The sequence below is a fragment of the Micromonospora sp. KC721 genome (genome assembly GCF_004348355.1).
GTDB lineage: Bacteria > Actinomycetota > Actinomycetes > Mycobacteriales > Micromonosporaceae > Micromonospora.
Window position 1 is genome coordinate 23005 of the sequence record NZ_SMJY01000043.1, and the last position, 11913, is coordinate 34917.

An 11913-nucleotide genomic window follows, 5' to 3' on the forward strand; every position below is an offset into this window, starting at 1 on the left:
AAACGACGCGCGCGGGTGGCGGCGGTCGGAAACCCGACCGGCGGGCGGGGCAGGGCCGGCAGGTCGACCGCTCAGCCCTCGCGGGGACGCGAGACCGTGGCGACGAGGCGCTCGGCGACCTCCCGCAGCGGAATGTCCAGCGAGGACGCGGCGCTGCGTAGCACCTCCAGCGCCTCCGGCGCCGGGCAGCCCCGCTGAGTCATGATCACCCCGACCGCCTGGCTCACCACACCCTCGCCGAGCAGTGACGCGTCGATCTCACCGGCGCGCTCGGCCTGCCTGGCCCGGTCCCGCACCGCGGCCAGCAGCAGCCCCGCGTGCTCGGCGAGAAGCATCGCGGTGAGCTGGTGGCGGGTGGAGAACATGCCCGCGGTGCCGGCGTACAGGTTGATCGCCCCGATCGCCCGGTCGTCGACGTCGACCGGCGCGGAAATCACCCCCCGTACGCCGAGCCCGCGCGCCCGGGCCGTCCAACCCGGCCAACGCTGCTCGTCGTCGAGATCCGGCGCGATGGTCATCTCCCGACGCTGGATGGCGGTCATCGCCGGTGACTCGGGGCCGTGCCGCAGCTCGTCCAGCTCGGCCAGGCGGGGGTCGGAGGCGGCCACCCCGGCGGGCTCGCCGGCCCGCAGCGCGGTGAACCCGCACCAGGACACCTCCGGCCCGGCGTCACGGGCGATCCGGACCAGGTGGCGCAGCGCCTCGTCGAAATCGTCGACCGCGATCAGGCCCGCGGTCAGCTCCCGCAGCAGAGCGGCGACCTCCAGCACCCCGAGGGTCGGCTCCCGCGTGTCCAGGTTCACCGGGTCACGCTCTGCGCGCACCGACGACTGCCTTCCGCGCACCGCCAGGTGCCGTCCCTGCCCGACACCGCTGCCTGTGTCATCGTTCTCCGATCCCCCGAACCATGGGCCCAGGGCTACTACCCTCGCAAACCAGGACCGAAACCGCGTAAAGGGATCCCTTCCGACGAGCACGTCGGAAGGGATCCCTCGGGACGGTCAGCGCGAACCGGCGAGCCGACGGCCCACCGAGGCGATCAACCGATCCAGCTCCGAGCCGAACGGGTTGTCGTGCACCAGGTACGTCCAGGTGGCGCTGGGCCGGACCAGCTTCGCGGCGTCCGGCTCCCAGTCGTCGGCGAACTCGGTCTCCTCGAAGGTGGCGATGGTGCGCCGCTCGATCTCCGGAATGAGGTTGGTGAACGCCGGCACCGCGGCTCGGTGGAACTCGTCGAGCGGGTCGAGCCGGCCCAGCGCGCGCAGGTGCACGCCCTCCCGGACCTCCGACAGCTCGGCCAGGTGTTCGGCCCAGAGCCGGTCCAGGTGGTAGAGGGCGATCGAGCGGGCTACCCGGGCCAGCAGGTCCTCGTCCATCTCGCCGGCCTTCTCCGGCATCCGGTCCAGCAGCATCAGCGCGGCCACGTCGGTGGTGAGCAGCCGTTCGCGCCGCTCCGCGAGGGCCTTGCGCTGCTGCTCGATCACCACGCTGTAGCGCCAGGTGTTGCGGTGGATCTCGTGGTTGACCCCCTCGGCGACCCGCTGCGCGTGCTCCACCGCGTAGTCGACCTGCTCGTCGGTGACCAGACCGTCGGCGTTCATCCGCGGCGAGGCCGGAATGGTGTCACCGGCGTGCCGGACCACCAGGTCGTCCTCCAGGCTGACGAAGAAGGCCGAGCCGCCCGGGTCGCCCTGTCGACCGGCCCGACCGCGCAGCTGATCGTCGACCCGCCGGCTGTCGTGCCGGCCGCTGCCGATCACGAACAGGCCGCCCAGCTCCGCGACCCGCTCCCGGTCGGCCTGGTCGCTGCCGCCCAGGCGGATGTCGACGCCCCGCCCGGCCATCTGGGTGGAGACGGTGACCGCGCCGTACGCACCCGCCTCCGCGATGATCGCCGCCTCCTCGTCGTCATTCTTGGCGTTGAGCACCACGCACGGCACCCCGACGGCGTTCAGGCCGGCGGCCAGCCCCTCGGACTCCTTGACGTCGAGGGTGCCCACCAGCACCGGGCGACCGCGCTCGTGGTTGCGCTTGATCTCGTCGATCAGCGCCTCCTCCTTCTCCGCCCGGGTGGCGTAGATGCGGTCCGGCTCGTCCTCGCGGATGCACGGGGTGTTGGGTGGGATGACCGCCACCTCCAGCCCGAAGAACTCGCGCAGCTGGTCGCCGACGAGCACCGCGGTCGCGGTCATCCCGCAGACCGTCGGGTAGAGGGCGATGTACGCCTGCACGGCGATGGTGCCCAACACCTCCCCCTCGGCGGTGGCGTCCAGGCCCTCCTTCGCCTCCACCGCCGCCTGCAGGCCGTCGGGCCAGCGGCGGCGCTGGGCGACCCGGCCACGCATCTCGTCGATCAGCTCGACGCTGCCGTCGCGCACGATGTAGTCGACGTCGCGGTGCAGCAGGGCGTGCGCGTGCAGCGCCACGTTCACCGCGGAGAGCTGCCCCACGTGCTCGCTGTCGTACAGGTCGATGCCGCCGAGCTTGGCCTCGACGGTGGCCAGGCCGGCGCTGGTGAAGGCCACGCTGCGGCCGTCCTCGGCGACGGTGTAGTGCCTGCCCTTGCGCAGCCCGCGCACCAGCGCCGCGGCGGCGTGCACCGGGTCCTGCTCACCGGCGACCGCACCGGCCAGGACCATCGGCACCCGCGCCTCGTCGATCAGGATCGAGTCGGCCTCGTCCACGATCGCGGTCTTCAGCGGCGGCTGGACCCGCTCGGCGATGTCGGTGACGAGCTGGTCGCGAAGGAAGTCGAAACCGGCCTCGCTGACCGAGACGTAGGTGACGTCGCAGGCGTACGCGGCGCGCCGCTCCTGCGGAGTGGACGCCTCGTTGACCCAGCCCACGCTGAGGCCGAGCAGCCGGTAGACCGGCGCCATCCACTCGGCGTCGCGGCGGGCCAGGTAGTCGTTGACGGTGAGCACGTGCACCGGGCCGTTGCCGATCCGGACGTGCCCGTACGCGGCGATGGTGGCGGTGAGCGTCTTGCCCTCACCGGTGGCCATCTCGGCGACCTTGCCGGAGAGCAGTGACATCGCGCCGAGCAGCTGCACGTCGTACGGCCGCTGGTCCAGCCCGCGGCGGGCGGCCTCGCGGCCGATGGCGCAGATCTCGACGTAGCCCGAGGCGGCCCCGGCAGCCTCGGTGAGCTCGGCGTCGTCGAGGGCGGACAGCTCCTCCTCGCGCGCGGCGATCTGCGGCAGCAGCTTCTCCAGCGGGGCCAGGTCGACCGTCGTCCCCGGGCGCTGGAGGAACCGCCGGAACCTGCTCTTGAACCGTTGCGACACACCCATGAGCCGCAACGGTACGCGAACTGGCGCCTCGATCGCTGCCCGGCTCGTCGCCGATCGCCCCCGTGTCCCCTCCGCCGGGCGGCGCCGCAGCTCGGCGCCGTGTTGCCAGCCGCTGATCGGCAGCGGGCAGGCGGTGTCGCAGACCGGCGAGGATCTATGACATGCCCGCCTCAGCCGGCAAGGACGACCTGGAGTTCCTGCCGGCGGCGCGCGGCCAGGTCGGTCAGGATCGCCGGGGCCTGCGCGAAGGGCGCCACCGTCGAGACCAGGTGCTCGCGGATCAGATCGCCGTCGCGCCGCAGCAGCTCGATCGTCTCGGCCGACAGCCGCTCCCGGTCCCAGGTCGGCGCGAGCCCGCGCGGCACCCGCCCGATCTGCGCGCAGCGCAGCGCGAGGCCGTTGTGGTGGAACTCCTCGCCGAACCGGACCGCGTCCGCGCCGGCCTGGTAGAAGGCCAGGTCGATCACGGTGCCCTGGGGGCGCAGCAGGCGCAGCGCCAGGTGCAGCGCCCACGCCTGGCCCCGGCACTGGAACACCACGTCGGCGCCCCGGTCCCCGGCGGCGTGGTTCCAGCGGGTCTTGAGCAGCACGGCCGGGTCGTCGGCCTCCGGGTCGAGGCTCTGCAGGCCGAGCGCCTCGGCGACCCGCCGCCGCTGCGGCGTCGGGTCCAGCACGACCACCGAGGCGGCGCCGTGCCGCCTGGCGAACAGGGCGGTGAGCAGGCCCACCACCCCGCCGCCGACCACCGCCACCCGACGGCCCCGCACCCCGTCGCCGAGCGAGCGCACGTCGGTGCCGCACAGGTCGGCGGCGGCGTGCAGCAGGCCGTTGGCGCAGATCGGGCCCAGGTGGGCGACGTACACGCCGAGCAACGGGTCGAGGTCGTCCGGCAGCGGGACGAACCGTTCGGCGACCGGGTCGGCCACCCAGCCGCTGCGGTGGCCGTACGTCATCGCGCCGACCGTCCCCACGGCGACGGCCGGGGTACGGCTCTCCACCACCTGGCCGACCTGCATGTACCCCAGCCGGGTCACCGGGTACGGGGTGCTCGCCCCACCCGGCTGGAACAGGCCCAGCTCCGGGTTCCAGGTGACGTGCAGGTACGGGTTGGTGCCCTTGACATAGCTCAGTTCGGTACCGACGGAGATTCCGCTGAAAAGCGTCCGCACCCGGAAGCTTCCATCGGTCAGCTCGGCGGCGGCCTGTTCGACCAGCTCGACGCGGCCGGGGGCGCTGACCACCACGACCGCGTCACGCATCGACGGTCACCCCGCCGGTGACGGCGGCCGGAACCGCCGCGGTCACCTGCCGGGTGGCGGCGGGACCGGTGGGCAGGGCGACGCTGCGGCCGGTGCGTGCGCTCTCGGCGACGGCGAGCGCGAGTCGCTGGGTGCGCAGCGCCTCGGCGTACGGCACCCGGACGTCGTCGCCGACACCGGTGACCGCGTCGATGAAGGCCCGGTCCACGGCGACCCGCGCCCCGTCCGGGTCGGACCCGACCCGGCGCTGCCCGTCGGCGTCCCGGACGAGCAGGCCGTCCTCGGCCAACGACAGCGCCAACCCGTCGGCGAGGATCTCCAGCCCCGCCCGGTGCTTCCAGGTCAGCACGCAGGCCGCGGCGAGCGTGCCGACGGCCCCACTGGCGAAGCGGAGGGTGGCCGCGGTGACCGAGTCGATGTCGGCGCCGTCGACCGGCGGCGGCACGCCGTCGCCGTACGCGGTCACCTCGACCACCTCGCCGACCAGCGCGCGGACCAGGTCCAGCACGTGCGCGGCCTGCTCGACGACGGGTCCGCCGGAGCGCTCCCGCACCGGCCACCAGGCCACCGGCGGCACCGTGTCCAGCCAGGCGCCGTTGACCATCCGTACCGGACGGTCGGCGAGCAGCTGCCGGGCCTGCTCGACGACGTGCAGGTAGCGCCAGTGGTGCCCGACGGCGGTGAGCAGCCCCTTCTCCTGCACCAGCGCGGCGACCCGCTCGGCGGTGTCCAGGTCGACCGCGACCGGCTTCTCCACGAACATCGGCACCCCGGCGGCGATCACCGCCTCCTCCACCGGTCCGTGAGCGAACGGCGGCACGCAGACGTACACCGCGTCCGGGCCGGCGGCGAGCAGTTCGTCGATGTCGGTGAAGGGACGGCCGCCGTACGTGCCGGTCAGCTCCGCCGCGGCGTCCCGGGCCACATCGGTCACCCCCAGCAGTTCCACGTCCTCGAACCCGCTCAGCAGGCGGGCGTGGCGTCGTGCCACCCCACCGGCCCCCACCAGGGCCACCCGGCAGCTACGCATCACACCGACCTCTCGACGCCGATTGACGACCAACGCAACAGCTCTCCCCGGACCGCTCGAACACGAAACCTGGCACGGCACGCAACGAAGCGTTCACCTGGCGGGAACCCGAGGGCGTACCTTTCGTGATCAAGCTGTTAGGCATGATCCGGTTAACGGGCGGTCGCAGTTGGGAAAACCCGGTGTGGGTTTCCGCCACGATCTGGGGGTGTGCCAGTGCGGGAAATAGAACCGGTCGTCTCACCCGTGGTAGAGGCGTGGGCCACATATCGGACGACGTCGGCGCGGGACTGGCCGGCGCGTCGGCTCGTCGAAGCCAAGGGTGACAGCCGGGTCAGCGTGGTGCTGCCCGCCCGCAACGAGGAGGCCACCGTCGGGGCGATCGTGGCGACCATCCGGGAACACCTGATGGACCGGGTCGCCCTGGTCGACGAGCTCATCGTGGTCGACTCCCGGTCGACCGACCGCACCGCGCAGGTGGCCCGGGCCGCCGGCGCCCGGGTGGTCGGCCAGGACGACATGACCCGGGGGCTGCCCCGGCTGGCCGGCAAGGGCGACGCGCTCTGGGCCGGCCTGGCCGCGGCCGAGGGCGACATCGTCGCGTTCGTCGACGCGGACCTGCGCGAGTTCCGCTCCCACTTCGTGGCCGGCCTGCTGGGGCCGCTGCTGGCCGACCCCTCGGTGGAGTTCGTGAAGGGGTTCTACCATCGGCCGCTGGTCGGCACCCACACCGTGGAGCCCGACGGCGGTGGTCGGGTCACCGAGCTGATGGCCCGACCGCTGCTCAACCTCTTCTGGCCGGAGCTGGCCGGGTTCGTGCAGCCGTTGGCCGGCGAGTACGCCGGTCGGCGGGAGGTGCTGGAACAGGTGCCGTTCGTCTCGGGGTACGGCGTCGAGACGGCCCTGCTCATCGATCTGCTGGAGCTGGTGGGACTGGACGCCCTGGCCCAGGTGGACCTCGGTGAACGCAAGCACCGCCACCAGGACACCGCCGCCCTGGGGCGGATGTCCGCCCAGATCATGCAGGCCGCGTGGTCGCGGTTGCAGCGGCGCGGCTGGGCCAGCCCGGGCATGATGCCCGGGACGCTGCTCACCCAGTTCCGCCGGGGTGGCTCCGACGCGCTGCCCCACCTGGACCGGGAGATCACGGTCAGCGACGTCTCGGTGCAGGAACGCCCGCCACTGGCACAGCTGCGGAACCGGGTGCCCCGCCGGCGGGTAGCGGTCTGACCGTCCGGTCGCGGTGAGCTGAGCGCGACGGCCGGGCCGCGGGGGCCGGTCGGCGATTGCGGGACTCCGACCGGATCCCGCCGGGGAAGGGAAGACAGCGTCATGCGCCTGACGGTCCTGATGAACGCCGGTCCCTGGCTGTCCGTGCCACCGCCCGGCTACGGCGGCATCGAGAACGTCGTCGCCACCCTGGTGCCGGAGTTGCGGCGGCTGGGGGTACGGGTGGTGCTCGCCTCGGTCGGCACCAGCACGCTGCCGGTGGACGAAAGGTTCTCCGTCTTCGATGACGGGCAGTTCGCCGCCCTCCAGCGGCCGTACAACCAGGTCTGCGGCATCTCGCAGGCGCACCTCGACGGCGTGGTCCGGCAGTTGCACGCCCGCGACGACATCGACCTGGTGCACGATCACGTGGAGGCCGTCGGCCTGGCCACCCTCGCGGCGATGGGGCCGGCCGGCCCGCCGGCGCTGCACACCCTGCACTGGGACCTGACCAAGCATCCGGAGCTCTACGGCAACCTGGACGCCGGCGGGCGGGTCCGGGTCAACGGCGTCTCCGCCTCGCAGCTGGCCCGCGCCCCGGGCGCCTTGCGGGAGCACTCGGTGGGCCACGTGCACCTGTCCACCCCGCTGGCCGTCGACGCGGACCGCGCACCCCGACGGGAGAAGGGCGACTACGCGGTCGTGCTGGGCCGGATCACCCCGGGCAAGGGGCAGGACCTGGGTGCCCGGTTGGCCCGGCGGGTCGGTGTCCCGCTGGTGCTCGCCGGACCCGTCGGGCCGTACCACCGACCGGCGGACCTGGCCGCCGCGGGCGACGACGCCCGGCAGAACCCGGACGTCCGGTTCTTCGCCGACGAGGTCGCCCCGCACGTCGACGGCGAACTCGTCCGCTGGGTCGGCACGGTGGCCGGGCGGGAACGCGACGACCTGCTGGCCGGGGCGCGGGCCGCGTTCTTCCCGCTGCGTTGGGAGGAACCCGGCGGCACCGCGGTGGTGGAGGCACTGGCCCTGGGTACGCCGGTGGTGGCGACCGCCCGTGGCTGCCTGCCCGAGTTGGTCGAGCACGGCCGTACCGGCCTGCTCACCGACGACGAGGAGGAGCTGGGTGAGCTGCTGCTGGCGGCGAGCCTGCTCGACCCCGCCGAGTGCCGCCGGGAGGCCGCGAGGCGGTTCACTCCGGCCGTGATGGCGCAGAAGTACCTCGGCCTGTACGAGCAGGTCCGGCAGGGCGCGCCGGCGCGCCGGTTGCGGGCCGCCTGAGCCGGGCCCGACCAGCGCCGGGGCAGGTCAGCGGCGGCGCGTCCGGTTTCACCCCCCTCGACCCCGGGTACCTGCCTGGTCTGCCAACACCCGAGCGGAATCGAGGGGCAGATGCCGAGCCGGATCAGCTGTGCGGTCGACGACGGATCCCCGGTGACCGTCGTGCGGCTCACCGGCACGCTCGACGTGGACACCATGCGTGCCGTGCACACGGTGCTGGACGGCTGCCTGATCCGCCAGCCGGACGCGCTCGTGGTCGACCTGGACGGCGTCACCGTCGCCGACCGGCTGGCGCTGTCGGTCTTCGCCGCCACCTGCCGCCGCGCCGCCGGGTGGCCGGCCGTACCGGTGGTGCTGTGCGCTCCCCCGCCCGACGCGGCGGCCTGGCTCGCCGAGTCCACCACCTGTCGGGTGGTGCCGGTGCGGCCGAGCCGCGCCGAGGCGGCCGAGTTGGCGGGGGCCGCCACGTCGCCACGGTTGCGGGCCCGGCTGGAGCCGGTGGCGACCGCCTGCCGCCGTGCCCGGGAACTGGTGGCGGACGCCTGCGCCCGATGGAACGTGCCGGAGCTGGTCGGGCCGGCCTCGCTGGTGCTCAGCGAGCTGGTGGGCAACGTGGTCCGGCACGCGCAGACCCCGATGCAGGTGACCCTGACGTTGCGCAGCCCGTACCTGCAGGTGGCGGTGCTCGACGGCAGCCGTACGGCGGTCCGCGCGGGCTGCCCCGATCCGCGCGCCGAGGGAGGCCGCGGCCTGCTGCTGGTCCGGGAGATGGCACAGCGGTGGGGCATCACGCCGTTGGGCGACGGCAAGGTGGTGTGGGCTCTGGTGCCCGCGAGCTGACCGGCGGGGGCGCCCTCCGCCGGTCAGACCGGGTCCCGGCGCGGGCGGGCCGCGCCGGGACCGGACGGCACGACTCAGGCGTCGGCGGTGGCGGGCAGGCCCGCGGCGGTGAGTGACCGGCGCACCGCCGGCTGCACCCGGGTCAACCGCAGCGAGACACCGGTACGGGCGGCGGCGTCCCGCCCGGCCATCAGCGCGGCGATCCCACCGGCGTCGACGCCGCCGGCACCGTCGAGGTCCACCACCACCTCCCGGGGCTGACCGGTGACCGCCTCGAGCATCACCCGGCGCAGCTGGTCGGCGCCGTCGCGGTCGATCTCCCCGCCGACCTCCACCACGACCCGGTCGCCGGTGCGTTTCACGGCGATCCGGTTGCGGCCCGTCTCCGCCTCGGCCGTGCCGTTCTGCCAGGGCGGCGGGGCGTCGGCCAGCATCGCCTGACGCAGCCAGGCCAGTGCCCGCGACAGCAGCCGGGAGACGTGCATCTGCGAGATGCCGAACCGGGCGGCGATCTCCGCCTGCGTCTGGTTGCCGTAGAAGCGCATGGCCAGAATGCGCCGTTCCCGCCAGGGCAGCCGGTGCAGCAGTCCGCTGACCGTGACCCGGTCGTCGACCGATTCGAGCGCGTTGTCCGACTCGCCGACCAGGTCGCCGAACTCGGCGGAACTCTCGCCCCCGACCGGGGCGTTCAGCGAGGCCGGGCTGTAACCGGCGGCCGACTCCAGCGCGGCGAGGATCTCCTCCTCGGGGGTCTCCAGCCGTTGGGCCAGTTCGGCCACGCTCGGCGCCCGGGACAGCTCGCTGGTCAGCGCGGCGGTGGCCTGACCGACCTCCAGGATCAGGTCACGCAGCCGGCGGGGCACGTGCACGCCCCAGGTGCGGTCCCGGAAGTGTCGCTTGATCTCACCGACGATGGTGATCGCCGCGTACGCGGTGAAGGAGCCCCGCTCCGGGTCGTACCGGTCGACGGCGTTGACCAGGCCGAGTCGGGCCACCTGCTCCAGGTCCTCCAGCGGTTCGCCCCGCCCGCGGTACCGGCGGGCCAGCCGGCCGGCGAAGGGCAGGGCGAACCGGACCAGGTCGTCCCGCGCCTCCTGCCGCCGCTCGGGGGGCAGGCCCTCGATCCGCGCCGCGTACGCCAGCGCCGCCGCGTCCAGATCCTCCAGGCCGCGCTCGGTCGTTGGTGGTGGTGTGGTTGTGGTCGTCTGCCCGAACATCCGCGCCTCCCTCAGGAAGGTCCCCGCCCGGAATCGGAGCCGGTCGTGCGCGTGGTGGAGCCACGCACCGGGCCGGAAGTTGGTCAACGTGACGCGCCGGTGTCACCGGACGCGCGGGAGCGACGGCAGCACGCCGCACGGCATGGGTGGCCGTCGCAGCCAGCGGTGTTCCCGCTCCGTAGGTACTCAATCACGAGGCGCGAGGTTCGCGAGGATGTTTCGGCAGCTCCGTCCGCCCGGGTCGGTGCGGTGACCGCCCGGTTCCGGCGTGCTCGCCGATCAGGTCACGGCGAGACCGAGCGGGGCACCCCCGGACCGCAGTGCGGCCAGCGCTTCGGCGGCGGCCAGCGGCGGCGGCACCGGCAGGTCGTACGGTTGGTTACGAAGCACCTCGGTGGCCCGTCGGGTCGGCACCGTCGCCACCGGGTAGCCGCGGGCGGCGATCCGGTCCAGGGCTCGACGGCGGCGGCCGAACGCGGCGACCGCCAGCCACTGGGGCAGCCCGGCCAGCGCCGGCGAGCGCATGCCGGGCGACTCCGGCAGCACGTCCACCGAGCTGAAGGGTGCGCTGCCGGCGAGCCACCACTCCGCCTGTTCGACACTGCGCCGGGTGGCGTTCTCGCACCAGTAGGGCACCAGTCCCGCCCGTACCACCTGCCACGGGTCGAGCAGCCGACCGCACTCCACCACCAATCGGTCACCGGTCTTGCCGGCGCGGCGCAGCCAGTGCCGGTAGAGGTCCGCCACGGCGGCGCTGAGCGCGCCCGGGTGCGGGTAGCACACCTCGTGCAGGCGGCGGCCGTGCCGCCCGGCCCATCCTCGGGCGGAGTCGGCGAAGGTCGCCTCCACGCCGTGCTCGGCCTGCTCACCGGCGGCGGTGACGCCGGGCGGCGCCCACCGGGTGCCGTCCGCACCGGCGGAGCGCAGCACCTGGCGCAGGGCGTGTGCGTCCGGGTGGAAGTCCACCGGGTCCAGGCCGCTGCACGGGCTGCCGAGCTGGAAGCTGTGGCCGCGTCCCTCGTCGAGCACCGGCCAGGTACGCCCGTCGCGCACCAGCAGCAGCGGCCCGCCGGGCGCCACCCGGTCGGCCAGGAAACGCGCGTACGCCTTCGGCAGCACCCGCCACCGCGCGATCAGCGACACCGTTGCCCCGGCCAACGCGCCCCGGCTGGCCGGGCAGTGCACCTGCCGTACGTGCAGGTCGGGGTTGCCGGCCAGGATCCGGGCGCCGAGCGCCGCGCCGTGGTCCAGGGCGGCGCAGGGGTGGCCGACCGCGCCGTGGGTCCAGTGCGCGGTCATCTCGAAGCCGGCCGGCAGCCACGGCACACCGAGCGCGACCGCCAGGTGCACCGCCGCGGCGTGCGGTGAGCCCAGCACCACCCCCGGGTAGCGGCGGCGGGGGTACTGGTCGACCAGCCACCGGGCGACCCGTTCGGCGTCCACCTCGGCGGTCTGCTCAACGGTGAGCGCGATCCGCGCGGCGGCGCGGGCGGCCGCCGCCCGGCGCACCGGCTCCGCAGCGGTGACGAGCCGGGACAGTGGGCTGGACTGGCCGAGGTCGCCGCAGTCGTCGCCGCGCAACGCCCGGGCGGCCGCCGCCACGAGCAGCCGGGCGACGCTGCCCGCCGCTACGACCCGGTCCCCGGCCAGGCCGGCGCCCTCCGCCGCCCTCCGGTGCGCCCTGGGCATGGAACCCGCACTGCTTCGCTCGTCCAACACGCGGGCCGGCTTCCCGTCCCGATGGGGTCTAAACCGGGCATTGAGGGCAATCCGCAGCCCCACCC

The 11913-nt window shown here is 74.2% G+C and carries 9 protein-coding genes; 3 read left to right on the top strand and 6 right to left on the bottom strand.

Annotation, left to right across the window (positions count from 1 at the left end):
• Positions 1-71: 71 nt before the first annotated feature.
• The 4 genes from E1182_RS10705 to E1182_RS10720 all read right to left on the bottom strand — a co-directional run bounded on the left by E1182_RS10705 (position 72) and on the right by E1182_RS10720 (position 5582).
• The gene (locus E1182_RS10705) at positions 72-803 is read right to left on the bottom strand and encodes a GAF and ANTAR domain-containing protein (protein ID WP_132263602.1); all 732 of its coding nucleotides are present in this window, start codon (positions 801-803) and stop codon (positions 72-74) included.
• Positions 804-1001: 198 nt separating this feature from the next.
• Entirely contained in the window at positions 1002-3293 is a 2292-nt protein-coding gene (gene secA2, locus E1182_RS10710) for an accessory Sec system translocase SecA2 (RefSeq protein WP_132263585.1), read from the bottom strand.
• A 170-nt stretch (positions 3294-3463) separates the two neighbouring features.
• The gene (locus E1182_RS10715) at positions 3464-4552 is read right to left on the bottom strand and encodes a zinc-binding dehydrogenase (RefSeq protein WP_132263587.1); all 1089 of its coding nucleotides are present in this window, start codon (positions 4550-4552) and stop codon (positions 3464-3466) included.
• Entirely contained in the window at positions 4545-5582 is a 1038-nt protein-coding gene (locus E1182_RS10720; RefSeq protein ID WP_132263589.1) for a Gfo/Idh/MocA family protein, read from the bottom strand. The genes E1182_RS10715 and E1182_RS10720 overlap by 8 nt, the downstream gene beginning before the upstream one ends.
• Before the next feature lie 216 nt (positions 5583-5798).
• Here E1182_RS10720 and E1182_RS10725 point away from each other — a divergent pair, with 216 nt between their 5' ends.
• The 3 genes from E1182_RS10725 (at position 5799) to E1182_RS10735 (ending at position 8912) form a co-directional block, all read left to right on the top strand.
• Positions 5799-6812: a glucosyl-3-phosphoglycerate synthase gene (locus E1182_RS10725; protein ID WP_132263591.1), complete on the top strand. Its 1014-nt coding sequence runs from the start codon at positions 5799-5801 to the stop codon at positions 6810-6812.
• Positions 6813-6914: 102 nt separating this feature from the next.
• Positions 6915-8072, top strand: coding sequence for a glycosyltransferase (locus E1182_RS10730; RefSeq protein ID WP_132263593.1), 1158 nt, complete (start codon positions 6915-6917; stop codon positions 8070-8072).
• Between the two features lie 153 nt (positions 8073-8225).
• Entirely contained in the window at positions 8226-8912 is a 687-nt protein-coding gene (locus E1182_RS10735; RefSeq protein ID WP_243706151.1) for an ATP-binding protein, read from the top strand.
• Positions 8913-8986: 74 nt separating this feature from the next.
• On the opposite strand, the gene E1182_RS10740 is transcribed toward E1182_RS10735, so the two are convergent.
• Complete coding sequence (locus tag E1182_RS10740; RefSeq protein ID WP_132263597.1) at positions 8987-10129, bottom strand: SigB/SigF/SigG family RNA polymerase sigma factor; 1143 nt, start codon at positions 10127-10129, stop codon at positions 8987-8989.
• 279 nt (positions 10130-10408) lie between these two features.
• Positions 10409-11818, bottom strand: coding sequence for a hypothetical protein (locus E1182_RS10745; protein WP_132263599.1), 1410 nt, complete (start codon positions 11816-11818; stop codon positions 10409-10411).
• Positions 11819-11913: the final 95 nt, after the last annotated feature.